This window comes from Pseudomonas sp. UBA6699 (assembly GCF_002454615.1).
GTDB classification, from domain to species: domain Bacteria; phylum Pseudomonadota; class Gammaproteobacteria; order Pseudomonadales; family Pseudomonadaceae; genus Aquipseudomonas; species Aquipseudomonas juntendi.
Genome location: NZ_DKJF01000064.1, coordinates 5,125 through 30,693, shown reverse-complemented (window position 1 = coordinate 30,693; position 25,569 = coordinate 5,125). Strand labels below are relative to the sequence as shown.

Annotated in this window: 22 protein-coding genes; all 22 read right to left on the bottom strand. The window is 62.5% G+C overall.

The annotated features are described in order from the left end of the window. Positions 1–76: 76 nt before the first annotated feature. Positions 77–784, bottom strand: a complete 708-nt coding sequence (ispD, locus tag B3361_RS13040; RefSeq protein ID WP_009686931.1) for a 2-C-methyl-D-erythritol 4-phosphate cytidylyltransferase — start codon at positions 782–784, stop codon at positions 77–79. Beyond that, a complete protein-coding gene (ftsB, locus tag B3361_RS13035; RefSeq protein ID WP_009686932.1) occupies positions 781–1,062 on the bottom strand; it encodes a cell division protein FtsB in 282 nt (93 codons plus the stop codon). Before ftsB ends, ispD begins: the two co-directional genes overlap by 4 nt. 163 nt (positions 1,063–1,225) lie before the next feature. Continuing rightward, positions 1,226–2,515, bottom strand: a complete 1,290-nt coding sequence (gene eno, locus B3361_RS13030) for a phosphopyruvate hydratase (RefSeq protein WP_029886974.1) — start codon at positions 2,513–2,515, stop codon at positions 1,226–1,228. A 200-nt stretch (positions 2,516–2,715) separates the two neighbouring features. Further along, a complete protein-coding gene (locus tag B3361_RS13025; protein ID WP_012270851.1) occupies positions 2,716–4,344 on the bottom strand; it encodes a CTP synthase in 1,629 nt (542 codons plus the stop codon). Between the two features lie 268 nt (positions 4,345–4,612). Beyond that, complete coding sequence (gene tilS / locus B3361_RS13020) at positions 4,613–5,896, bottom strand: tRNA lysidine(34) synthetase TilS (RefSeq protein ID WP_029886975.1); 1,284 nt, start codon at positions 5,894–5,896, stop codon at positions 4,613–4,615. Positions 5,897–6,029: 133 nt separating this feature from the next. Then, positions 6,030–6,977 carry an acetyl-CoA carboxylase carboxyltransferase subunit alpha gene (locus B3361_RS13015; protein ID WP_009686937.1) on the bottom strand — a complete coding sequence of 316 codons (948 nt, stop codon included), beginning with the start codon at positions 6,975–6,977 and terminating at the stop codon, positions 6,030–6,032. A 106-nt stretch (positions 6,978–7,083) separates the two neighbouring features. After that, entirely contained in the window at positions 7,084–10,608 is a 3,525-nt protein-coding gene (gene dnaE, locus B3361_RS13010; RefSeq protein ID WP_154211805.1) for a DNA polymerase III subunit alpha, read from the bottom strand. Between the two features lie 180 nt (positions 10,609–10,788). Further along, entirely contained in the window at positions 10,789–11,412 is a 624-nt protein-coding gene (gene rnhB, locus B3361_RS13005; protein ID WP_029886977.1) for a ribonuclease HII, read from the bottom strand. 1 nt (position 11,413) lies between these two features. Beyond that, the gene (gene lpxB, locus B3361_RS13000) at positions 11,414–12,541 is read right to left on the bottom strand and encodes a lipid-A-disaccharide synthase (RefSeq protein WP_154211804.1); all 1,128 of its coding nucleotides are present in this window, start codon (positions 12,539–12,541) and stop codon (positions 11,414–11,416) included. Position 12,542: 1 nt separating this feature from the next. Further along, entirely contained in the window at positions 12,543–13,319 is a 777-nt protein-coding gene (gene lpxA, locus B3361_RS12995) for an acyl-ACP--UDP-N-acetylglucosamine O-acyltransferase (protein ID WP_009686941.1), read from the bottom strand. After that, positions 13,316–13,756, bottom strand: a complete 441-nt coding sequence (gene fabZ, locus B3361_RS12990; protein ID WP_004375427.1) for a 3-hydroxyacyl-ACP dehydratase FabZ — start codon at positions 13,754–13,756, stop codon at positions 13,316–13,318. The genes lpxA and fabZ overlap by 4 nt, the downstream gene beginning before the upstream one ends. Positions 13,757–13,870: 114 nt before the next feature. Beyond that, positions 13,871–14,926, bottom strand: coding sequence for a UDP-3-O-(3-hydroxymyristoyl)glucosamine N-acyltransferase (gene lpxD, locus B3361_RS12985; RefSeq protein ID WP_029886979.1), 1,056 nt, complete (start codon positions 14,924–14,926; stop codon positions 13,871–13,873). A 1-nt stretch (position 14,927) separates the two neighbouring features. Continuing rightward, positions 14,928–15,431 carry an OmpH family outer membrane protein gene (locus B3361_RS12980; protein ID WP_003252311.1) on the bottom strand — a complete coding sequence of 168 codons (504 nt, stop codon included), beginning with the start codon at positions 15,429–15,431 and terminating at the stop codon, positions 14,928–14,930. Between the two features lie 44 nt (positions 15,432–15,475). Beyond that, positions 15,476–17,821, bottom strand: coding sequence for an outer membrane protein assembly factor BamA (gene bamA / locus B3361_RS12975; protein ID WP_029886980.1), 2,346 nt, complete (start codon positions 17,819–17,821; stop codon positions 15,476–15,478). Positions 17,822–17,894: 73 nt separating this feature from the next. Beyond that, entirely contained in the window at positions 17,895–19,247 is a 1,353-nt protein-coding gene (rseP, locus tag B3361_RS12970) for an RIP metalloprotease RseP (protein ID WP_154211803.1), read from the bottom strand. Between the two features lie 70 nt (positions 19,248–19,317). Continuing rightward, positions 19,318–20,508 carry a 1-deoxy-D-xylulose-5-phosphate reductoisomerase gene (gene ispC / locus B3361_RS12965; RefSeq protein WP_029886982.1) on the bottom strand — a complete coding sequence of 397 codons (1,191 nt, stop codon included), beginning with the start codon at positions 20,506–20,508 and terminating at the stop codon, positions 19,318–19,320. Continuing rightward, positions 20,505–21,320, bottom strand: coding sequence for a phosphatidate cytidylyltransferase (locus tag B3361_RS12960; RefSeq protein ID WP_029886983.1), 816 nt, complete (start codon positions 21,318–21,320; stop codon positions 20,505–20,507). The genes ispC and B3361_RS12960 overlap by 4 nt, the downstream gene beginning before the upstream one ends. Beyond that, a complete protein-coding gene (gene uppS / locus B3361_RS12955) occupies positions 21,320–22,075 on the bottom strand; it encodes a polyprenyl diphosphate synthase (protein WP_009686947.1) in 756 nt (251 codons plus the stop codon). Before uppS ends, B3361_RS12960 begins: the two co-directional genes overlap by 1 nt. Positions 22,076–22,090: 15 nt before the next feature. Further along, positions 22,091–22,648 (bottom strand): ribosome recycling factor, encoded by a 558-nt coding sequence (gene frr, locus B3361_RS12950; RefSeq protein ID WP_029886984.1) that lies wholly within the window; start codon positions 22,646–22,648, stop codon positions 22,091–22,093. Then, positions 22,645–23,388 (bottom strand): UMP kinase, encoded by a 744-nt coding sequence (gene pyrH / locus B3361_RS12945; protein WP_009686950.1) that lies wholly within the window; start codon positions 23,386–23,388, stop codon positions 22,645–22,647. The genes frr and pyrH overlap by 4 nt, the downstream gene beginning before the upstream one ends. 178 nt (positions 23,389–23,566) lie before the next feature. Then, entirely contained in the window at positions 23,567–24,430 is an 864-nt protein-coding gene (gene tsf, locus B3361_RS12940; protein WP_009686951.1) for a translation elongation factor Ts, read from the bottom strand. A 185-nt stretch (positions 24,431–24,615) separates the two neighbouring features. After that, positions 24,616–25,353, bottom strand: coding sequence for a 30S ribosomal protein S2 (gene rpsB, locus B3361_RS12935; RefSeq protein WP_003252287.1), 738 nt, complete (start codon positions 25,351–25,353; stop codon positions 24,616–24,618). Positions 25,354–25,569: the final 216 nt, after the last annotated feature.

Genomic DNA, 25,569 nt, shown 5'->3' with positions numbered 1-25,569 from the left:
ACACCTATCAGCCCTGATGCGATCCCTGTGGGAGTTGGCTTGCCTGCGAATGGGCCGCGCAGCGGACCCGGCGATCTCAGCGTCGACCTGCCCAGCGCTGGCGCAACCACTCCAGGTCTTCCGGCCGGGTCACCTTGATGTTGTCGCTGCGCCCTTCGACCAGCCGCGGCGCCTGCCCGGACCATTCGATGGCAGAAGCTTCATCGGTTACGACGACATCCGACACCAGGCACTCGGCCAGCGCCCGGTGCAACGCCCCCAGGCGGAACATCTGCGGCGTGTAGGCCTGCCAGATGGTGCTGCGGTCAACGGTGGCGCTGACCCGGCCTTTGCCATCGGCACGTTTGAGCGTGTCGCGCGCCGGCACCGCCAGCAGGCCACCCACCGGGTCATCCGCCAACTCCGCCAGCAGCTTGTCCAGGTCGCTACGCGCCAGGTTGGGCCGCGCAGCATCGTGCACCAGCACCCAGTCGCTGTCCGCCGCCCCTTGGGCATGCAGCAGCAGCAAGGCATTGAGTACCGAATCGGCGCGCTCGCGCCCGCCCGCCGCGCGCTGGATACGCGGGTCGCTGGCACAGCCCAGGGCAGGCCAGTAAGGGTCGTGTTCGGCAATGCTGACCACCACGCCGTTAAGCGTCGGGTGGCCAAGAAAACAGTCGAGGCTGTGCTCGAGAAGGGTCTGCCCTGCCAGCTCCAGATACTGCTTGGGGCGGTCGGCAGCCATGCGGGCGCCTACGCCCGCCGCTGGAATCACGGCCCAGAAGGCCGGTAAGGTATCGATCATTTCTGTGGCAACTGGAAGAGGGTTTCACCCTCCTTGACCATCCCCAATTCATGGCGAGCCCGCTCTTCAACGGTCTCCATGCCTTTTTTCAGCTCCAGCACTTCAGCATCGAGCACGCGATTACGCTCCAGCAGGCGCTCGTTTTCGGCGTGCTGCTCAGCGATCTGCTGCTTCAGCTCGGTCACTTGCGCCAGGCTGCCATTGCCGACCCACAGACGATACTGCAGGCCACCCAGCAGCAGGAGCAGAATAAGGAACACCCAATAGGGACTGCGCATCACGTTATCCAGGTCAAAAAGGCTGCCGCGCATTTTACGGGAGCTCGAATAGCACGAAGCCTGGCCGAGGCCAGGCTTCGTTGACAGAAACCCGTTGGGAAGAAGGAAAGTTCAGTAAGAACGTTCCTACAACTCCGGCTGCTGCCTTTTTACCATCTCTTGCTTAGCCGCGAAACTCGGCACGACCACGGTAAACCGCTTTGGCGCCCAGTTGCTCTTCGATACGCAGCAGTTGGTTGTACTTGGATACGCGGTCGGAACGGCACAGCGAACCGGTCTTGATCTGGCCCGCAGCGGTACCTACGGCCAGGTCGGCAATGGTCGAGTCTTCGGTTTCACCGGAACGGTGCGAAATCACCGCGGTGTAGCCGGCAGCCTTGGCCATCTGGATGGCTTCGAGGGTTTCGGTCAGCGAGCCGATCTGGTTGAACTTGATCAGGATCGAGTTACCGATGCCCTTCTCGATGCCTTCCTTGAGGATCTTGGTGTTGGTCACGAACAGGTCGTCGCCAACCAGCTGAACCTTTTCACCGATCTTGTCAGTGAGGATTTTCCAGCCAGCCCAGTCCGACTCGTCCAGGCCATCTTCGATGGAGATGATCGGGAAGCGCTCGGTCAGGCCTTTGAGGTAGTCTGCGAAACCTTCGGCATCGAAGGACTTGCCTTCGCCGGACAGGCTGTACTTCCCGTCTTCGTAGAATTCGGAAGCGGCGCAGTCCAGTGCCAGGGTCACGTCGGTGCCCAGTTTATAGCCGGCTTTTTCGACGGCTTCGGCGATTGCACCCAAGGCATCTTCGTTGGAGGCCAGGTTAGGGGCGAAGCCACCTTCGTCACCCACGGCAGTGTTCAGGCCACGGGCCTTGAGCACAGCCTTGAGGTGGTGGAAGATTTCGGTGCCCATGCGCAGGCCGTCGGAGAAGGTCTTGGCGCCAACCGGCTGAACCATGAACTCCTGGATGTCGACGTTGTTGTCGGCGTGCTCGCCGCCGTTGATGATGTTCATCATCGGAACCGGCATGGAGTACTGGCCTGGGGTGCCGTTCAGGTTGGCGATGTGCGCGTACAGCGGCAGGTCCTGGTCCTGGGCAGCGGCCTTGGCGGCAGCCAGGGAAACAGCCAGGATGGCGTTGGCGCCCAGCTTGGCCTTGTTCTCGGTACCGTCCAGCTCGATCATGGCGCGGTCCAGGGCCTTCTGGTCAGCCGGGTCCTTGCCCAGCAGCAGGTCGCGGATAGGGCCGTTGATGTTGGCGACAGCCTTCAGCACGCCCTTGCCCAGGTAACGGCTCTTGTCGCCATCACGCAGCTCCAGCGCTTCGCGCGAGCCGGTGGAAGCACCGGACGGCGCGCAAGCGCTGCCGATGATGCCGTTGTCGAGCAGTACATCGGCTTCCACGGTGGGGTTGCCACGCGAGTCGAGAACTTCACGACCTTTGATGTCGACGATTTTTGCCATTGTTGTAAGCACTCCAGAATTGACGAAAACAACGCAGCTTTAGGGAATTCTTGCCTTTCACCAGGCAGGGACGCAGCAGGCAGGCCTGGCAAAAGCAACCCCTGACCGAGTGGTCAGGGGTAGATCGGGGCGTACTTTACCCGAGAAATGAGCCTCGCGCGGACTTAACCGTCGGAAAACTCACCAAAGACCCGAAAAAATCAGGCCTTGTTCTTCTGCGCCAGGGCCGCCTTGACGAAGCCGCTGAACAGCGGATGACCGTCACGCGGGGTGGAGGTGAACTCCGGGTGGAACTGGCAGGCAACGAACCATGGGTGGTCCTTGGACTCGACCACTTCGACCAGCGCGCCGTCTTCGGAACGGCCGGAAACCACCAGGCCGGCGTCAACCAGCTGTGGCAGCAGGTTGTTGTTGACCTCGTAACGGTGGCGGTGGCGCTCGGTGATCACGTCCTTGCCATAGCAATCGTGCACCTTGGAGCCGGCCGCCAGTTGGCAGTCCTGTGCACCCAGACGCATGGTGCCGCCCAGGTCGGAGGCCTCGTCACGGGTTTCGACCGCACCGGTGGCGTCGGCCCACTCGGTGATCAGGCCGACGACCGGGTGGCCGCTGTTGCGGTCGAACTCGGTGGAGTTGGCGTCTTTCCAGCCCATGACGTTACGGGCGAATTCGATCACCGCGACCTGCATGCCCAGGCAGATGCCCAGGTACGGCACCTTGTTCTCACGGGCATATTGAACCGCAGTGATCTTGCCTTCCACGCCGCGCAGGCCGAAACCGCCGGGGACCAGGATGGCATCGGCACCCTCGAGCAGGCTGGTGCCCTGGTTCTCGATGTCTTCCGAGTCGATGTAGCGCAGGTTGACCTTGGTACGGTTGGTGATACCGGCGTGGCTCATCGCTTCGATCAGCGACTTGTACGCATCCAGCAGTTCCATGTACTTGCCGACCATGGCGATGGTCACTTCGTGCTCAGGGTTGAGCTTGGCATCGACCACCTTGTCCCACTCGGACAGGTCGGCACCGTTGCATTGCAGGCCGAAGCGCTCGACGACGAAGTCGTCCAGGCCCTGTGCGTGCAGCACACCCGGGATCTTGTAGATGGTGTCGACGTCTTCCAGCGAAATCACCGCACGCTCTTCAACGTTGGTGAACAGCGCGATCTTGCGGCGCGAGGAAGCATCGACCGGGTGGTCGGAACGGCAGATCAGCACGTCTGGCTGCAGGCCGATGGAGCGCAGTTCCTTGACCGAGTGCTGGGTCGGCTTGGTCTTGGTTTCGCCAGCAGTGGCAATGTACGGGACCAGGGTCAGGTGCATCAGCATCGCGCGCTTGGAACCCACTTCGACGCGCAACTGGCGAATGGCCTCGAGGAATGGCTGCGACTCGATGTCGCCCACGGTACCGCCGATTTCCACCAGGGCCACGTCGGCGTCGCCAGCACCCTTGATGATGCGGCGCTTGATTTCGTCGGTGATGTGCGGAATGACCTGGATGGTCGCGCCCAGGTAATCACCACGGCGCTCTTTGCGCAGCACGTGCTCGTAGATACGGCCGGTGGTGAAGTTGTTGTTCTGGGTCATGGTGGTGCGGATGAACCGCTCGTAGTGGCCCAGGTCGAGGTCGGTCTCGGCGCCATCGTGGGTGACGAACACTTCACCATGCTGGAACGGGCTCATCGTGCCCGGGTCGACGTTGATGTACGGATCCAGCTTGAGCATGGTGACCTTCAGGCCCCGCGCTTCCAGGATGGCCGCCAGGGAAGCCGAGGCAATGCCTTTCCCCAATGAAGAAACAACACCGCCCGTGACGAATATGTAGCGCGTCATGAAAAACCCTAGAAGTCTGCGTTAAGGCGGCCAGCGCCGCCGGAGAAAGCGAAGGAAGGCCGAAGCCCCCGATCACCTGCGTCAATCACAGTGCATCTCGAACAACTGCCGCGTCTGTACAGACCAGGGGTATCCCCGGCATGGAGCTCGCTCGTCATTTCAGAATCAGCCCAGCAAAAAACTGCTTGGTAATCGGCAACTCCTGTGTTTTCGCGGAACCCACAGAAGCTGTATCAAGAAGGGAGGGTAGTCTACCCGAATGTACCCTTCAGCTCAAACCTTGCGCGTTCGTCGGTAACTGCCAGTGCAACTGCCAACCCGCCTGCCCCAGCCCGGGCAAATTGGCCACTGCCAGCAGGCGTTCGCCCTGGTACAGCAAGGGCAGGCGCGCACGCAGGAAATGCGGCACCTGCTGCTCGTTGAGCAGGCGTTTGAGGTCGCGCCGGCCGCGCCCGGGCACCTCCAGTATTTCGCCGCCCTGGCGGTAGCCAACCCGCAGCCCGCCAACCCCGGCTGCACCAACAAGCCGCACGTTACCGTTGCCCGGCAGTGGCAACGGCACACCTGGATCCGGCCAGGCCAGCTGACCGGCGGCTGGCTGCAGCCAGTCGCCACTCAGCCACCAGATGCGCCCTTGGCTACGCTGCAACTGCCCGTCGGTCAGCCGCCACACCGGCTGGGCATCGGCGGCGGCATCGCGCAGGTCTGCCCAACCCGCCCAATGGCGGGTATCGGGCAGCCGCGTGCGTTGGCTCAGCCAGTACTGCAAGGCGTTGCGCTGGCGCGCCGGCGACAGCGCCACCAGGCTAGCCAGGTCGAGGGAGGCCAGCCCCGGCCAGGCGGCAGGCGCCCCCTGCTGCGCGGTCACCAGATCGCCCTGGGCCAGTTCGTCGAGCAGGCCAAGCGCCTCGCCCAGATGCTCGGCGGCACGGGCGAAATTCTGGCCAACCTGTGGCCAGCGCTGCTGCAACTGCGGCATCACCTCCCGGCGCAGAAAGTTGCGGGCAAAACGGGTGTCAGCGTTGGAAGGGTCGTCGATCCAGGCGAGCCCGCGGGCCTGCGCATAGGCCTGCAACTGCTGCCGGGCACAGCCCAGCAACGGCCTGACCAGGCTGCCCTGCCCTAGCGGCCGCTGCCACGGCATGGCCGCCAGGCCACGCAAACCGGCACCGCGCAGCAAGCGCAACAGCAGGGTTTCAGCCTGGTCGTCACAGTGCTGGCCGGTGAACAGAATGTCGCCCGGACCGAGGGTTTGCTGGAAAGCCGCATAGCGGGCGTCGCGGGCCGCCTGTTCCAGGCTGGCGCCGGGGCTGACCTGAACGTGGATTACCTCAAGTGCGATGCCGAGGTTGGCGCAGACGGCCTGGCAATGGGCGGGCCAGGCGTCGGCGGCGGCTTGCAGGCCATGGTGGACATGAACCGCACGCAAGGGCGGCGCTGCGTGGCTGCGAGCGTAGTCGGCCAGCAGGTGCAGGAGGACGGTAGAGTCGAGGCCGCCGGAGAAGGCGATGTACCAGGTGGGGGCGTTGCGCCAGGGGGTGAGGTTGATCATGAAGGCCTCACATGGCTTGAGATCGCCGGGGGTGCTTTGCACCCCATTCGCCGGCAAGCCAGGTCCCACACCATGAGAGCGCGGGCCTGCCGGCGAATGGGGCGCAAAGCGGCCCCCGGATCACATCACGGAATCAGAGCCCGTAGCTCATCAGGCGCTCGTAACGACGGGCCAGCAGCGCGTCATTGTCGAACTTGCCGAGCATGTCCAGCTGCTGCACCAGGTCAGCGCGGATGCTTTCCGACATCGCAGCCGGGTCACGGTGAGCGCCGCCCAGCGGCTCCTGGATGACCTTGTCGACGATGTTCAGGCTCTTCAGACGCTCGGCGGTAATGCCCATGGCTTCGGCAGCATCGGCAGCCTTGTCGGCGGTCTTCCACAGGATCGAGGCGCAACCTTCTGGCGAGATCACCGAATAGGTGGAGTACTGCAGCATGTTCAGCTGGTCGCAGACACCAATGGCCAGTGCACCGCCCGACCCACCTTCACCGATCACGGTGGCGATGATCGGGGTTTTCAGGCGCGCCATCACCCGCAGGTTCCAGGCGATGGCTTCGCTCTGGTTGCGCTCTTCGGCGTCGATGCCCGGGTAGGCACCCGGGGTGTCGATGAAGGTCAGGATCGGCATCTTGAAGCGCTCGGCCATTTCCATCAGGCGGCAGGCCTTGCGGTAACCTTCAGGGCGCGGCATACCGAAGTTGCGGCGCACCTTTTCGCGTACTTCGCGGCCTTTCTGGTGGCCGATGACCATGACCGGCTTGCCATCCAGGCGCGCAGTGCCGCCGACGATGGCAGCGTCATCGGAGAAGTGGCGATCGCCGTGCAGCTCTTCGAACTCGGTGAAGATGTGTTCCAGGTAGTCCAGGGTGTAGGGACGACGTGGGTGACGCGCCAGGCGTGCAATCTGCCAGCTGGTCAGGTTGCCGAAGATGCTTTCGGTCAGGGTGTTGCTCTTGTCTTGCAGACGGGCAATTTCATCGCTGATGTTCAGCGAATTGTCGTTACCCACCAGGCGCAGGCCTTCGATCTTGGCTTGCAGGTCGGCAATCGGCTGTTCGAAATCGAGAAAATTCGGGTTCATAGTCATCCGTCTTGGGTCTACGGCCAGGCGGCCGGCCGGTTGATCCGTTTGGCGCCATACCTTAAGGGATCAGGCGCATTCAGGTCGAGATTAAATTTTTGTCGGTTCAACGATATTGCAGGAAGACGTTCTCACGTCCGAACTGGTCACGCAGTGCCTGAATCAGCCCATCGGCAGGGTCGATCGCCCACTGCTCGCCAAACTGCAACATGGCCTTGGCGTCACTGCCGGTGTACTCCAGCGTGATCGGGCAGGCACCGCGGTGGCGGGTGATCAGTTCGCCCAGCCATTTCAGCCGGTCGCCCTTCAAGGCTTCGTGCGCCACCTTCAGGCGCAGGCTTTCGGCCAGCTTGGTGCGCGCGTCTTCCATGGTCATGACCTGCTTGACCCGCAGGCGCAAGCCACCGGAGAAGTCGTCATTGCTGACCTCCCCTTCGACCACCACCATGGCGTCGGCCTGCAGCAACGACTGCGCCGCGATATAGGCGTCGGCGAACAACGAGGCCTCGATCCGCCCGGAGCGGTCATCCAGGGTGACGAAGCCCATCTTGTCACCCTTCTTGTTCTTCATCACCCGCAGCGCAATGATCATGCCGGCGATGGTCTGGGTTTCACGCGACGGTTTGAGGTCGATGATGCGCTGGCGGGCGAAGCGGCGAATCTCGGTTTCGTACTCGTCGATCGGGTGGCCGGTCAGGTACAGCCCCAAGGTGTCCTTTTCGCCTTTCAGGCGTTCCTTCAGGGTCAGCTCGCGCACCTTGCGGTGGTTGGCGTAAACATCGACATCCGCCGCGTCGAACATGCCCCCGAACAAGTCGACATGGCCACTGTCCGCGGTATGCGCGGCCTGCTCGGCGGCCTTGATGGCCTCACCCAGTGCCGAAAGCAAGGTCGCCCGGTTGATGTCGATATGGGCATGGTAGGCCTTGATTTCGTCATGGAAATGCGGGCCCAACCGGTCCAGCGCGCCACTGCGCACCAGCGCATCGAGGGTGCGCTTGTTGACCCGTTTGAGGTCGATGCGCTCACAGAAGTCGAACAGGTCCTTGAACGGCCCGCCCTGGGCACGGGCTTCGACGATGGCCTCTACCGGGCCTTCGCCGACGCCCTTGATGGCGCCCAGGCCGTAGACGATACGGCCGTCGTCGTTCACGGTGAACTTGAAATCGGAGAAGTTCACGTCCGGCGCATCCAAGCGCAGCTTCATGCTGCGCACCTCCTCCACCAGCACCACTACCTTGTCGGTGTTGTGCATGTCCGCCGACAGCACCGCCGCCATGAACGGTGCCGGGTAGTGGGTTTTCAGCCAGGCAGTCTGGTACGACACCAGGCCGTAGGCCGCGGAGTGGGATTTGTTGAAGCCGTAACCGGCGAACTTCTCTACCAGGTCGAAGATGTTGCCTGCCAGGTCCGCATCGATATTGTTGGCCACGCAGCCTTCGATGAAACCACCGCGCTGCTTGGCCATTTCCTCGGGCTTTTTCTTGCCCATGGCCCGGCGCAGCATGTCGGCGCCACCGAGGGTGTAGCCGGCCATCACCTGGGCAATCTGCATCACCTGCTCCTGGTACAGGATGATGCCGTAGGTGGGGGCCAGCACTGGCTTGAGGCCGTCGTACTGGTAGTCGGAGTGCGGGTAGGCCAGCTCGGCACGGCCGTGCTTGCGGTTGATGAAGTCGTCCACCATGCCCGATTGCAGCGGGCCGGGGCGGAACAGTGCCACCAGTGCGATGAGGTCTTCCAGGCAGTCGGGCTTGAGCTTCTTGATCAGCTCCTTCATGCCACGCGATTCAAGCTGGAATACCGCCGTGGTTTCGGCCTTCTGCAACAGCTCGTAGGTTTTGCGGTCGTCCAGCGGGATGAAGTCGATATTCACGTCGGGCAGGTTTTTCTTGGCCTGCTCGCGGTTGATGATCTCCATGGCCCACTTGATGATGGTCAGGGTACGCAGGCCAAGGAAGTCGAACTTCACCAGCCCCGCCGCCTCGACGTCATCCTTGTCGAACTGGGTTACCAGGCCGCCGCCTTCTTCGTCACAGGCGATCGGTGAGAAGTCGGTGAGCTTGGTCGGGGCGATCACCACGCCACCAGCGTGCTTGCCGGTACCCCGGGTCACACCTTCGAGCTTCAGCGCCATGTCCCAGATTTCGCGGGCGTCCTCGTCACCCTTGAGGAAGTCACGCAGGATCTCTTCCTGCTCGTAGGCCTTCTCCAGGGTCATGCCCACTTCGAACGGAATCATCTTCGACAGGCGGTCGGCCAGGCCGTAGGACTTGCCCTGAACCCGTGCCACGTCACGCACCACCGCCTTGGCAGCCATGGTGCCGAAGGTGATGATCTGGCTGACCGCGTTGCGGCCATAAGCCTCGGCCACATAGTCGATCACCCGGTCACGGCCATCCATGCAGAAGTCGACGTCGAAGTCGGGCATGGAAATACGTTCAGGGTTGAGGAAGCGCTCGAACAGCAGGTCATAGGCCAGCGGGTCGAGGTCGGTGATCTTCAGCACATAGGCCACCAGCGAACCTGCGCCCGAACCACGGCCAGGGCCTACCGGCACGTCGTTGTTCTTGGCCCACTTGATGAAGTCCATCACGATCAGGAAGTAACCGGGGAAGCCCATCTGGATGATGATGTCCAGTTCGAACTTCAGCCGGTCAAGGTAAACCTGGCGCTTCTCTTCGTAATTGGGCGTGGTCTCCTTCGGCCACAGGACCGCCAGGCGCTCTTCCAGGCCCTCGTGGGACACGTGCCGCAGGTAGTCGTCGATGCCCATGCCGTTGGGCGTGGGGAAGTCGGGCAGGAAGTACTTGCCCAACTGCACCTGGATGTTGCAACGCTTGGCGATTTCGACGGTGTTGGCGATGGCATCGGGCAGGTCGCTGAACAGCTCGGCCATTTCCTCGGACGACTTGAGGTACTGCTGGTCGCTGTAGCAACGCGGCCGGCGGGGGTCGTCGAGGGTCCAGCCTTCACCGATGCAAACCCGGGTTTCATGGGCGTCGAAATCGGACTGCTTGATGAAACGCACGTCGTTGGTGGCCACCAGCGGCGCGCCGAGCCTGTCGGCCAGGGCCACGGCAGCATGCACATATTCCTCGTCGCGGGCGCGGTTGGTGCGCTGCACTTCTACGTAGAAGCGCTCGGGGAACATGCCCATCCAGTCTTGCAGCAGGGCCTGGGCTTCGTCGTCACGGCCGGCCAGCAGGGCCATGCCGATGTCACCTTCCTTGCCGGCCGACAAGGCGATCAGGCCTTCGCTGGCCGGCGCGATCCATTCACGCTGCAGGATCACCAGGCCGTTGCGCTGGCCGTCGGTCCAGCCGCGCGAGATCAGCTCGGTGAGGTTGCGATAGCCCTTGGGGTTCATGGCCAGCAGGCAGATGCGCGACAGCGGCGCTTCCGGGTCGGCGCCGGCCAGCCACAGGTCTGCACCACAGATCGGTTTGATGCCGGCGCCCATGGCCGTCTTGTAGAACTTCACCAGCGCGCACATGTTGCTCTGGTCGGTGATGGCCACTGCTGGCATGTTCATCCCGGCCAGCGCCTTGGCCAGCGGCTTGATCCGCACCAGGCCGTCAACCAGCGAGAATTCAGAGTGGACGCGCAGGTGAACGAAGGGAACCGACATGGGAGATCCTGTAGCAGTGCTGAACGACAAGGGCGGGATTGTAGCTTAATTGCGCGGGGGTTTTGGGGCTGCGTGTAGGAGCGGGTTTACCCGCGAACCAGGCGACGCGGTGCACGGCACCGGCTGTGCCGGTGTTCGCGGCTAAAGCGCCTGCAAGGGCCCCGGATAACGGCCCATTGGTCAGACCAGCGAACCGATGACGCCCTCACGCGCGTCCCAGGCGGCCCGCACCGGTGCGAACGAACGCCGATGAATGGGCGTAGGCCCAAGCCGGGCCAAGGCCTCCAGATGTACCGGCGTGGGGTAGCCCTTGTGCCCGCCGATACCGTAACCGGGGTAGATCAGCTCGAACGCGCTCATTTCACGGTCACGGCTGACCTTGGCCAGAATCGAGGCTGCCGCAATCGCCGGGACCTGGCTATCGCCCTTGACCACCGGCGCTGCCGGCACGGCCAGTTTCGGGCAGCGGTTGCCGTCGATCAGCGCAAGCTTCGGTGTAACGTGCAGGCCTTCGACCGCGCGCTGCATGGCCAGCATGGTGGCCTGCAGGATATTGAGCCGGTCGATTTCCTCGACCTCGGCACGGGCGATGCAAAAGCTCAGGGCCTTTTCGCAAATCTCGTCGAAAAGAGCCTCGCGCTTGGCTTGCGTGAGTTTTTTCGAATCGTTCAGGCCGAGAATCGGCCGGGTTGGGTCGAGGATCACCGCTGCCGTTACCACCGCACCGCACAGCGGGCCACGGCCCACTTCGTCAACGCCGGCGACCAGGTCTTCGACCAGGTTGAAGTCCAGTCCAAATTGCATGTCAGCGGTCCTTGAGCAGGGCCAGCACCGCCTCGGCCGCCTGATTGGAGGCGTCGCGGCGCAGGGTGCGGTGAATTTCGTCGAAACGTTCGGTCTGCCGGCTCCCATCGCGCAACAACGGTACCAGGGTATTGGCCAACGCCTCGCTGGTGGCAGCGTCCTGCAGCAGTTCAGGTACCAGCTCACGCTGCGCCAACAGGTTTGGCAACGACACGTAGGGGCTTTTCACCAGCCGCTTGAGAATCCAGTAGGTCAGCGGCGCCAGGCGGTAAGCCACCACCATCGGCCGCTTGTACAGCAAGGCTTCGAGGGTGGCGGTACCCGAAGCGATCAACACCGCATCGCAGGCGGCCAGGGCCTGGTGCGACTGGCCATCGAGCAGCATCAGCGGCAACTGCCGCCCTTCGAGCATCTGCTCGACCTGAGCGCGCCGCGCTGCATTGGCACACGGCAGTACGAAGCGCACGCCCGGTACGTGGTGGCACAGGCGCTCGGCAGCATCGAGGAACAACGCCCCCAGGCGGCCAACCTCGCCGCCGCGGCTGCCCGGCATCAGGGCCACCACCGGGCCCTCGCCCAGGCCCAGTGTGGCACGCGCAGCTGCGCGGTCGGCCTGCAGCGGGATGGTGTCGGCCAGCGGGTGGCCGACAAAGCGCACCGGCACGCCCTGCTCTTCATAGAACCGCGCCTCGAACGGCAGCAGGGTCAGCATCAGGTCGCAGCCTTCGCGGATCTTCAGCACCCGCTTCTGCCGCCAGGCCCAGACCGACGGGCTGACATAGTGCACAGTCTTGATCCCGGCCTGCCGCAGTTTCAGCTCGATGTTGAGGGTAAAGTCAGGCGCATCGATACCGATGAACACATCCGGCTTTTCATCGATCAGGGTCTGGATCAGCAGTTTGCGCCGCTTGAGCAGCTCGCGCAGGCGCCCCAGCACCTCCACCAGGCCCATGACCGCCAGGCGTTCCATCGGGAAATAGGATTGCAGGCCTTCGGCTTCCATCAAAGGGCCGCCCACCCCGATAAAGCGTATGTCGGGGTGGCGCTCCCTGAGGGCACGCATCAGGCCTGAACCCAGAATATCGCCGCTGGCCTCACCGGCCACCAGCGCTACGCAAAGCCGGGCCATGTCAGCGGGTGATGCCGCGAGCGGAGTTCACGATCGACTGGCGGAACAGCTCGACCTCAGGGTGCAGCGCAGCAGGCTCGGCCAGCTCCTTGAGTGCGTCTTCGACGGTAAGGCCCTGACGATAGACAATCTTGTAGCAGCGGCGCAGCACGTGGATCACTTCGGCACTGAAACCGCGCCGGCGCATGCCCTCGAAGTTCATGCTACGGGCTTCGGCCGGGCTACCGAACACGGTCACGAAGGCCGGCACGTCCTTGCCGATCGCCGTACCCATGCCGGAAAACGCGTGGGCACCGATATGGCAGTACTGGTGCACCAGGGTGTAGCCGGACAGGATCGCCCAGTCGCCCACATGCACATGCCCGGCAAGGGCCGTGTTGTTGACCAGAATGCAGTGGTTACCGATGACGCTGTCGTGGCCGATGTGGGCATAGGCCATGATCAGGTTGTGGTCACCCAGGGTGGTTTCGGCACGGTCCTGAATGGTCCCACGGTGAATGGTCACCCCTTCGCGGATCACGTTGTGGTCGCCAATCACCAGGCGCGTCGGCTCACCCTTGTACTTGAGGTCCGGGGTGTCTTCGCCAATCGACGAAAACTGGAAGATACGGTTGTGCTTGCCGATGCGGGTCGGCCCCTTCAACACAACATGCGGGCCGATAACGGTGCCCTCCCCGACCTCGACATCGGGGCCCACGATCGACCAAGGGCCCACCTCGACACCGTCGGCGAGCTTGGCCGAGGGATCGATGATGGCCCGAGGATCAATCGAATTCATAGGGAGCGTTCCGCGCAGGTGATTTCTGCCGAGCACACCGGCTTGCCGTCGACCAGGGCGCGGCATTCGAACTTCCAGATCATGCTCTTGCGGCTGAGGAACTTGGCTTCCAGTACCAACTGGTCACCCGGCAGCACCGGCTGGCGGAAACGCAGCTTGTCGGAGCCGACGAAGTAATACAGGGTGCCATCGGCAGGCTTGGCATCGAGCATCTTGAAACCCAGGATACCGGCCGCCTGGGCCATGGCTTCGATGATCAGGACGCCCGGCATGATCGGGTGCGCCGGGAAGTGGCCATTGAAGAACGGCTCGTTGATGCTGACATTCTTGTAGGCACGAATGCTCTGGGCCTCGTAGTCCAGCTCCGTCACGCGGTCCACCAGCAGGAACGGGTAACGGTGAGGCAGGTATTCGCGAATCTCGTTGATGTCCATCATTTCGGGGGGGAAGCCTGTAATAAGAATAGGGAGCGCAGGTGCTGACCGCACGCTCCTTTTGCAATCCAAAGAGGAGCCAGCTAGCGACTGTTCACTCTTGCTCAGGGAATGGTATCAGCCTTCTGATGCCGGCTGGCCACCTGAGGTCACGGTATCGACGCGTTTTTCCAGCTGCTGGAGGCGCTTGGCCATATCGTCCAGGTGGCGGATACGCGCGGCGCTCTTGCGCCAGTCAGCCAATGGCTGCATGGCCGTACCGGAAGAATAGGAGCCCGGCTCGGTGATCGAGCGGGTAACCATGGTCATTCCGGAAATGAATACGTTATCGCAAACATCAATGTGCCCCACCAGCCCCACGCCACCCGCCAGCATGCAGTGCTTGCCAATGCGCGTGCTGCCGGAAATACCGACACACGCAGCCATGGCGGTGTGGTCGCCGATCTGCACGTTGTGGGCGATCTGGATCTGGTTATCCAGCTTGACCCCATCGCCGATGCGCGTGTCCGACAGCGCGCCACGGTCGACCGCCGTGTTGACGCCGATTTCCACATCATCGCCGATGGTAACGCCGCCAATCTGGGCGATCTTGCGCCAGATGCCCTTCTCGTTGGCGAAGCCAAAGCCCTCGCCGCCGATCACCGCACCCGACTGAATGACCACGCGCTTGCCGATGGTGACGTCGTGATACAACGTGACCCTCGGTGCCAGCCAGCCGCCTTCACCCACCACGCAACGGGCACCAATGAAGCAATGTGCACCAATGCTCACGTTGGCGCCGATACGGGCGCCACTTTCGATGACCGCGAACGGCCCGATGCTGGCGCTGGCATCTACCTGGGCATCCTCGGCCACCACGGCGCTGGGATGGATTCCCGCCACAGCCTTGGGTTTCGGATCGAACAGGTGGGAAATGCGCGCATAAGCCAGGTACGGGTCGGCCACGACCAGGGCATTGCCGGCAAAGCTTTCGGCGTCCGCGGCCTTGAGCAGCACCGCGCCGGCCTGGCAGTTATCCAGGTACTTGCGGTACTGCGGGTTGGCCAGGAAGGTCAACTGCCCGGGGCCAGCCTCTTGCAAGGTGGCCAGCCCGGTAATCTGCAGCGCCTCGGGCCCCTTCAGGGTGGCACCGAGGGCCTCGGCCAGCTGGCCTAGCGTCATGGTCACACTCATATCAACGGGCTTGGTTCATGCGCTCGATGACCTGGCGGGTGATGTCGTACTGAGGTTTGACATCGATGACCGCGCCACGCTCGAGAACCAGGTCGTAACCGCCTTTCTTGATCACTTCCTCGACAGCGCCATCCAGCTTCGGCTTCAGCTGCTTGAGCATGTCACGGTCGGCAACGGCCTTGGCTTCGTTCAGCTCCTTGGACTGGAACTGGAAGTCGCGGGCTTTTTGCTTGAACTCGAGCTCCAGGCGCTCACGCTCCTGCTGCTGCATCTTGTCGCCGCCCTTGATCAGGCGGTCCTGGATACCCTTGGCGCTGCTTTCCAGGCTTTTCAGCTTGGTCAGTTGCGGGCCGAATTTCTTCTCGGCATCCACCGCGTACTTCTTGGCGGCGTCCGATTCCAGCAGGGCCATCTGATAGTTCAGCACGGCAACCTTCATTTCGGCGAAAGCCGGGGTGGCGACCAGCGCCGCGGCCACTACGGCCAGTTGAGCCAATTTACGCACGATGCACTCCTGGATAAACCGTTGTCGTTAAGCAAGGGCCGACCTTAGAAGGTCTGGCCCAGAGAGAATTGGAACACCTGGGTATCGGCATCGTCCGGCTTCTTGACCGGCATTGCCAGGCTGAAGCTCAGCGGGCCCAGTGCAGTAATCCAGGTCACGCCCAGGCCGACCGAACTGGCCATGCCCGAGAAACCGACCTTCTCGCAATCAGGCTTCTTGCCGCAGTTGGTGTCGAACACGTTACCCACATCCCAGAACACGGAGGTGCGCAGCGAACGCTGGTCCTTGACGAACGGCAGCGGGAACAGGAGCTCGACGCCACCTTGTACCAGCACGTTGCCACCAAATGGCAGCGGGTCCTGATCCGGGTCCACCGCAGTACCATTCTTGCCGGTACTCGGGGTGCTGCGTGGCCCCAGGCTGCTGTCTTTGAAGCCGCGGACGGAGTTGAAGCCACCCGCGAAGTAGTTCTCGTAGAACGGCAGGCCGGAGGTGCTGCCATAACCATCACCATAGCCCAGCTCGGTGTGCAGGCGCAGGGTGTAGTCATTGTTGATCGGCTGGAACAGCTGGCCACGGTAGTCGAGCTTGTAGAACGACAGGTCGCTGCCTGGAATGGTCGATTCCAGGGTCAGGCTTTGCGAGTGACCGCGGGTCGCCAGCACACCTTTGTTCAAGGTCGACTCGGACCAGCCGATCGACGCCTTGAAGTTGAGGAAGTTGTCGCCTTCCTGATTGAGGAAGTCGAAGATCTCGTCGACGGTGTACTTGCCGGTCTTGATCTTGTCCTGCTGCACGCTCAGGCCGTAGGTCAGGCGCGAAGTTTCGCTGATCGGGTAGCCCAGGCTCACACCTGCACCGAGGCTGTCCACCGCATAGCTGGCCACGTCGACATCGAGGTCATCGTAGTTGGTGCTGCGGTAGAAGGCGTTGTAGCCCAGGCTCACGCCGTCGGCAGTGAAGTAGGGGTCCACGAAGCCAAAGTTGTAGCGGGTCTGGTATTCCGACCGGGTCAAGCCGATGGACACCTTGTTACCGGTGCCGAGGAAGTTGCTCTGGCTGATCGAACCACCCAGGATCAGGCCCGCGCTCTGGGCGAAACCGACGCTGGCGGTGATCGAACCGGAGGCTTGCTCCTCCACGCTGTAGTTGACGTCGACCTGGTCATCGGTGCCGGGCACCGGTGGGGTCTCGACGTTGACTTCCTTGAAGAAGCCCAGGCGCTCGAGGCGGGTCTTGGACTGGTCGATCAGGTAGGTCGACGCCCACCCGCCTTCCATCTGGCGCATTTCGCGACGCAGCACTTCGTCTTCGGTCTTGGTGTTACCGCGGTAGTTGATGCGGTTGACGTAGGCACGCTTGCCCGGGTCGACCACGAACATGATGTCTACCGTGTGGTCCTGTTCGTTCGGCTGTGGCACGCCGTTGACGTTGGCGAAGGTGTAGCCCTCGTTGCCCAGGCGGCGGGTGATCAGCTCGGACGTGGTGGTCATCACCTTGCGCGAGAATACCTGGCCAGGCTGCACCAGCAGCAGCGACTTGACCTGGTCTTCCGGCACCTTGAGGTCACCGGACAGCTTCACGTCGCGAACGGTGTACTTCTCGCCTTCGTTGATGTTGACGGTGATGTAGACGTGCTTCTTGTCTGGCGTGATCGACACCTGGGTCGAGGCGATGTCCATGTTGATGTAGCCGCGGTCCAGGTAGTAGGAACGCAGGCGCTCAAGGTCACCGGACAGCTTTTCGCGGGCGTACTTGTCGTCGTTCTTGAAGAACGACAGCCAGTTGGTGGTTTTCAGCTCGAACAACTGGCCCAGGGTATCGTCGTCGAACACGTTGTTGCCGACGATGTTGATGTGCTGGATGGCCGCGACCGTGCCTTCGTTGATCTTGATCTTCAGTGCCACGCGGTTGCGCGGCTGCGGCACCACCTCGGCGTCGACCTCGGCCGAGTAGCGGCCCTGGGCCACGTACTGGCGCTGCAGTTCGTTACGCACGCCTTCAAGGGTGGCACGCTGGAAGATCTCGCCTTCGGCCAGGCCGGATTGCTTCAGGCCTTTCATCAGGTCATCGGTGCTGATCGCCTTGTTGCCTTCGATCTCGATGCTCGACACCGACGGGCGCTCGACCACGTTGATGATCAGCACATTGCCATCGCGGTTCAACTGGATGTCCTGGAAGAACCCGGTCTTGAACAGGGAACGGGTCGAGTCCACCAGGCGGCGGTCATCAGCCTGGTCACCGACGTTCAGCGGCAAGGCACCGAACACGCTGCCGGCGGAAACCCGCTGCAGGCCGTTGACGCGAATATCGGAGATGGTGAAGGACTCGGCGTGAACTTCAGCGATCATCAGTGCGGACATGACCGCAGTTAGCAGCAGACGTTTCATGAAGTCCTTTTATTCCAACTGGCAATAAACAACCCGCCGTGAAAGAACGGCGGGTTCGCAATTGAGCGAAGCTTTATAGTCGACCCAGATCGTTGATCAGGGCGAGCAACATCACCCCTATGACCAAACTGATACCGATCTGGACCCCCCAACCTTGCACCCGATCCGACAGCGGACGACCGCGCGCCCACTCGACCAGATAAAACAGCAAATGCCCCCCATCGAGTACCGGGATGGGCAGCAGGTTAAGAACCCCCAGGCTTATGCTCAGGTAGGCGAGGAAATTCAGGAAATCCCCGATGCCGGACTGGGCTGAAGCGCCCGCCACTTTAGCAATGGTTATCGGTCCACTCAAGTTTTTTACCGAGAGCTCCCCGAACAGCATTTTCTTCAGCGATTCGAGGGTAAGGACACTCATGTTCCAGGTGCGTGACAAGCCCTCGCCCACCGCCTCCAGCGGGCCATAGCTGACTTCGCGAAGCATGCTGGCAGGCCATTCGCCACCTTTGACCCCGGCACCCAGGTACCCGGCAACGGCCTTGCCCTCGCCCTTGTGGGCCAGGACCACCGGCACGTCGAGGGCAGCACCGTCGCGCTCCACGCGGACCTCCACCTTGGCATCCGGCCGGGCACGTACACTGTCGACCACCTGCTGCCATTCGGTCACGGCAACGCCGTCGACCGCCAGCAGCTTGTCACCGCTCTTGAGGCCCGCAGCGGCAGCCGGCCCTTTCGGGTCGATCTCGGCCAGCACCGGCGCAATTGCCGGGCGCCATGGGTGCAGCCCAAGGGACTGGATCGGGTCTGGCTCATCGGCGCCCTTCAACCAGCTGTCCAGCTTGACCTGCAACTGGCGCTCGGCACTGGCGCCATCGTCGCGCACGCCAACCTGCAAGGTGCCGCTCTCGCCCAGGCGCCGCACCAGCTGCAGGTTGACCGCCGCCCAACCGCTGGTCGGCTTGCCGTCCACAGAGACGATTTCCTGACCTGCGGCCAGCCCGGCCGACGCCGCCAGGCTGCCGGCATCGACGCTACCAATGACCGGGCGAACCTGTTGGGTACCCAGCATCGCCAGCAGCCAGAAGAACAAGATTGCCAGCAGGAAATTGGCAATCGGGCCGGCCGCGACAATGGCGATACGCTGGCCTACCGGTTTGCGGTTGAACGACTGGCCGAGCAACGCCGGCGGCACATCACCTTCGCGCTCGTCGAGCATCTTCACGTAACCGCCCAGCGGGATCGCCGCCACGACGAACTCGGTGCCATGGCGGTCATGCCAGCGCAGCAACGGCGTGCCGAAGCCCACCGAAAAACGCAGCACCTTCACGCCACAGCGGCGCGCGACCCAGAAGTGGCCGAATTCATGAAAGGTCACCAGCACCCCCAGGGCCACGAGGGTGCCGATAATCATGTAGAGCGCTGTCATGTCCATCTCCGAATGATATTCAGCGGGGCGGGGCAATACCCTGCCCCCCACGCACCGTAGCGAGCCTGCATCAGCGGCCGTGGCGGCGCAGCCACTCCCGGGAAAGCTCCCGGGCCCGCTGGTCGGCGGCGAATACCGCGTCCAGGGAAGGCAGAGGCACCACAGGTTCCTGCTCGAGTACCTGTTCGATCATACCCGCGATCTCCGGGAAGCGAATACGCCGCTCGAGAAATGCTTGCACCGCCACTTCGTTGGCGGCATTGAGCACGGCAGGGGCACTGTTGCCGGCTTCGGCAGCCTGCCGCGCGAGGCGCAGGCAAGGGAAGCGTTGTTCGTCGGGCGCCTGGAAATCCAGACGGGCGACCGCGAACAGGTCCAGCGGCGCCACCCCGGAGTCGATCCGTTCGGGCCAGGCCAGGGCGTTGGCGATCGGGGTGCGCATGTCCGGGTTGCCCAGCTGGGCAAGGACCGAGCCATCCACGTAGTCGACCAGCGAGTGGATCACGCTCTGCGGGTGCACCACCACTTCGACCTTGGCCGGCGCAGCATCGAACAGCCAACAGGCTTCGATCAGTTCCAGCCCTTTATTCATCATGCTGGCCGAATCCACGGAGATCTTGCGCCCCATCGACCAGTTAGGGTGCGCACAGGCTTGCTCCGGGGTCACCCCCATCAGCGCTTCGACGGGCGTTTCACGGAACGGGCCACCGGAAGCCGTCAGCAGGATCCGCCGCACCCCCACCGCACTCAGGCCACGGGCATAGTCGCCAGGCATGCACTGGAAGATAGCGTTGTGCTCGCTGTCGATCGGCAGCAGCACAGCGCCATGGCGCCGCACGGCGTCCATGAACAGGGCCCCCGACATCACCAGCGCTTCCTTGTTGGCCAGCAGGACCTTCTTGCCCGCCTCGACAGCCGCCAAGGTGGGCCGCAAGCCGGCAGCCCCGACGATGGCCGCCATCACGGCGTCCACTTCGCTTGCCGACGCCACCTGGCACAGCCCGGCGTCGCCTTCGAGCACCTCGGTTGCACAACCGGCCGCCGCCAGACCTGCACGCAACCGCATGGCCGCTTCACTGCTCGGCACCACGGCGAACGCCGGGCGGTGGCGCACGCACAGGGCCAGCAGTTCGTCCACACGCGAATAGCCACTGAGGGCGAACGCCTGGTAGCGATCAGGGTGCCGGGCAATCACGTCCAGGGTGCTCAGGCCGATGGAGCCGGTGGCACCGAGCACGGTGATACGTTGCGGGCGAGTCACATGACACCCCATTCGGCAGCCCACAACAACACGGCAAAGATCGGGATCGCTGCCGTCAGGCTGTCGATGCGGTCGAGCACACCGCCGTGGCCGGGGAGCAGGTTGCTGCTGTCCTTGATGCCGGAGCGGCGCTTGAACATGCTCTCGGTCAGATCACCGACCACCGAGGCCATCACCAGCAGCGCAGCACCCAGCAGGCCGAGCAGCACCTGGCCGACGCCCCAGTCGCGGCTTATGCCCACACCGAGGGTGATCAACAAGCTGACCGCCAGCCCGCCATACACGCCTTCCCAGCTTTTGCCGGGGCTGACCTGCGGGGCCAGCTTGCGCTTGCCGAATGCACGGCCAGAGAAGTACGCGCCGATATCGGCAGCCCACACCAGCACCATGACCGAGAGAATCAGCCAGTTGCCCAGCGGCCAGTGCTTGAGCAGCACCAACCCCTGCCAGGCGGGCAGCAATACCAGCAGGCCGATCAGCAGCCGGCAGGCAGCACTGGCCCACAACTCGCTGCTGCGTGGATAGGTCAGCACCAGCCAGGTCGCCAACCCCCACCAGATCACTGCGGCGCCGAGCACCCAGGGGGCCAGCTCCGGCAGGATGTACAGCAGCATCAGCGCCCCGGCCACCACCAGGGCGTAGGCAATGCGCAGCGGCTGGGCCATCAGGCCGGCCAGGCGCGCCCACTCCCAGGCACCGAGGGTCACTACGAAGCCGATGAACAGGGCAAAATCCCCACCGTTGAGCAGGAAGAAACCACCCAGCGCAATCGGCAGCAGGATCAGCGCGGTAATGATGCGTTGTTTAAGCATTAAGCACGAGCTCCAGCCTCGACCTGCTCGCTGGTCTTACCAAAGCGGCGCTGGCGCGAAGCGAAATCGGCCAGGGCTTTACGCATGGCCTCGTGTTTGAAGTCCGGCCAGTACAGGTCGGAGAAATACAGCTCGGCATATGCCAGCTGCCACAGCAGGAAATTGCTGATGCGATGCTCGCCACCGGTGCGGATACACAGGTCCGGTAACGGCAGCTCACCGGTTGCCAGGCACGTCTGCAGCAGGCCAGGGGTAATGTCGTCCGGGCGCAGGTGCCCGGCTTGCACTTCCCGCGCCAGCCGTTGCGCGGCCTGGGCAATGTCCCACTGGCCGCCGTAGTTGGCAGCGATTTGCAGGATGAAGCGGTTGTTGCCGGCGGTCAGCGCCTCGGCCTCGCGCATGGCAGCCTGCAACTCCGGGTGGAACCGCGAGCGGTCACCGATGATGCGCAGGCTGATATTGTTTTCGTTGAGGCGCTTGGCCTCACGGCGCAGGGCCGAGAAGAACAGTTCCATCAGCGCACCGACTTCTTCGGCGGGGCGCTGCCAGTTTTCACTGGAGAAGGCGAACAGGGTCAGCACCTCGACCCCGGACTGGGCACAGACTTCGATGACCGCGCGAACGGCGTCGACACCCGCCTTGTGCCCGGCAACGCCGGGCAGCAGGCGTTTTTTTGCCCAGCGGTTGTTGCCGTCCATGATGATCGCGACATGACGCGGCACCGAGGACGGCACCGCTGGCTTGGTCTTTTCCATTAAAAAACCCCGGCCTCAGACGGCCATCAGGTCCTTTTCCTTGGCCTTGAAGGCAGCATCGACCTCGGCAACGAACTTGTCGGTCAGCTTCTGGATGTCATCAGCGGCGCGACGCTCTTCGTCTTCACTGATTTCCTTGTCCTTGGTCAGCTTCTTCAGGTCGGCCAGGGCGTCGCGGCGCACGTTGCGCACGGCTACCTTGGCGTCTTCGGCAACAGCGCTGGCCTGCTTGGTATAGCCCTTGCGGGTTTCCTCGGTCAGGGCCGGCATCGGCACGCGAATGGTGGTACCGGCGCTGGACGGGTTCAGGCCCAGGTCAGAGGTGAGGATGGCTTTTTCGATAGCCGCGCTGAGGTTCTTGTCGTGGGCGACGATCTTCAGCGTGCGGGCATCTTCGACGGTGATTGCAGCCACCTGGTTCAGCGGCATCTCGCTGCCCCAGGCAGTGACCCTGACGGTATCCAGGATGCTTGGGTGAGCGCGACCCGTACGGATGGCCGCCAGGTTGCGAGCCAGGGCCTCGAGAGACTTGGTCATGCGCTCCTGCGCGTCTTTCTTGATATCGTTGATCATTTCTGGACTTCCTCGATCAGAGTTCCTTCCGCGCCGCCATGCACGATGTTCAGCAGGGCGCCGGGCTTGTTCATGTTGAAGACGCGCAGCGGCATCTTGTGGTCGCGGCACAGGCAGATTGCCGTGAGATCCATTACCCCCAGCTTGCGATCCAGCACTTCATCGTAGGTCAGATGATCGAACTTCTCGGCATGCGGGTCCTTGAATGGATCTGCAGTGTATACACCATCGACCTTGGTTGCCTTCAATACCACGTCGGCATCGATTTCGATGGCGCGCAGGCAAGCGGCAGAGTCGGTGGTGAAGAACGGGTTGCCAGTACCGGCGGCGAAAATCACGACTTCCTTGGCGTTGAGGTGACGCATGGCTTTGCGACGGTCGTAATGATCGGTGACACCCACCATGGAGATCGCCGACATGACGATGGCAGTGATGTTCGCCCGCTCCAGCGCGTCGCGCATGGCCAGGGCATTCATCACGGTGGCCAGCATCCCCATGTGGTCGCCGGTAACACGGTCCATGCCGGCTGCACTGAGCGCCGCGCCACGGAACAGGTTGCCACCACCGATCACCAGGCCTACCTGAACACCGATGCCGACCAGTTGGCCGACCTCCAGCGCCATGCGATCCAGAACCTTGGGGTCGATCCCGAACTCTTCCGAGCCCATCAGGGCCTCGCCGCTAAGTTTGAGTAGAATGCGTTTATAGCGAGCCTGATGACCACTGCCCTGCTGAGCCATTGCGAATCTCTCCTGCGGCGTTTGTAAAATTCTTGCGGGCTGCTTGAGCCTGCTTGTAACTGTAACGTGACGCAACGATTGCGTCCGCGAGCAGCGGTTTCTGTAAACCGTTCCCGCTTTGACAAAGAGGCTGCGCGCGTGAGCGGGCAGCCTCTTTGGGGCGACAGACGGGGCTGTCTTACTGCTTGGCAGCAGCTACCTGAGCGGCAACTTCAGCAGCGAAGTCGTCGACTGGCTTCTCGATGCCCTCGCCTACTTTGAAGTAGGTGAAGGAAACGATTTCAGCACCGGCTTTCTTGGCCAGCTCGCCAACTTTGACTTCCGGGTTCATGACGAAAGCCTGCTCTTTCAGCGAGGCTTCAGCCTTGAACTTGGTGATACGGCCGTTGATCATGTTCTCAACGATGTTCTCTGGCTTGCCGGCGATCTTGTCAGCGTTCAGCTGCAGGAACACGCCCTTCTCACGCTCGATGGCCTCGGCGGAGATTTCCGACGAATCCAGGAACTCAGGGTTCGACGCAGCCACGTGCATGGCGATGTTCTTGGCCAGCTCGACGTCGCCGCCGTTCAGGACAACAACGGCACCGATCTTGTTGCCGTGCAGGTAGGCACCCACAACGTCACCCTCAACGCGCACCAGGCGGCGGATGTTGACGTTCTCGCCGCACTTGGCGACCAGGGCTTCACGAGCAGCTTCACGCGAAGCGATCAGCGGCGCAGCGTCGGTCAGCTTCTGGGCGAAGGCTTCTTCGAGGCTTTCAGCAACGAAGTTCTTGAAGTCGTCTTGCAGGGCCAGGAAGTCGGTCTGCGAGTTCACTTCCAGCAGAACGGCGGATTTACCGTCGGTCTTGACCGCGATAGCGCCTTCAGCAGCGACGTTGCCAGCCTTTTTGGCGGCCTTGATGGCGCCCGAGGCACGCATGTCGTCAATGGCTTTTTCGATGTCGCCGCCGGCCTTTTCCAGGGCCTTTTTGCAATCCATCATGCCTTCGCCGGTACGCTCGCGCAGTTCTTTGACCAGCGCTGCAGTAATTGCTGCCATTTCAAAATCCTCTTGGAAAGTTTTTCAACCATTCCACCCGTTGGTCACGGGCGTTAAATTCTGCAAATCCGCTGCTTGTGTTCCAGCAGGCCCATGATGCGGGGCCGATGCTGACAGCAGGATTTCAAGGTGGCAAAAAGGGGGCAGAGCCCCCTTTTCGCGTGCCAAGTAGACGCTAGCGCCTATTACTCAGCAGCAGGTGCAGCCGCTTCTTCAGCGTAGACTTCAGTGCCGCCGGCAACGTTGTTGCGGCCGCGGATGACAGCGTCAGCCATCGAAGTCATGTACAGCTCGATAGCGCGAATGGCGTCATCGTTACCTGGGATGATGTAGTCAACACCTTCCGGGCTGCTGTTGGTATCGACAACGCCGATAACCGGGATACCCAGTTTGTTGGCTTCGGTGATCGCGATGCGCTCGTGATCAACGTCGATAACGAACAGAGCGTCTGGCAGACCACCCATGTCCTTGATGCCGCCCAGGCTGCGATCCAGTTTTTCCAGGTCGCGGGAGCGCATCAGGGCTTCTTTCTTGGTCAGCTTGGCGAAAGTGCCATCTTCGGCCTGGGTTTCCAGGTCGCGCAGACGCTTGATCGAGGCGCGGATGGTTTTGTAGTTGGTCAGCATGCCGCCCAACCAACGGTGGTCAACGTATGGCGAACCGCAACGAGCAGCTTGCTCGGCGACGATCTTGCCGGCGGAACGCTTGGTGCCGACGAACAGGATCTTGTTCTTGCCCTGGGCCAGGCGCTCTACGAACGACAGAGCGTCGTTGAACATTGGCAGGGTTTTTTCCAGGTTGACGATGTGGATCTTGTTACGCGCGCCGAAAATGTACTTGCCCATTTTCGGGTTCCAGTAACGGGTCTGGTGGCCGAAGTGCACACCGGCCTTCAGCATATCGCGCATATTGACTTGGGACATGATAGTTCCTTGATAAGTCGGGTTGGGCCTCCACGTATCCCAATGACCAACCCGCGAATTCTGCAACTCGGGGCACCCAGGTCATCGTGTCGACACGTGTGTGGGTTAAATGCTGACGGGGTCGTGCCCGAAAGCGGCGCATGTTATACCACAGACCGCGGGCAAACGGAACCCGGTGGAAGCAGCTGCAAGCTGCAAGCAAAAGCAAAAGCAAAA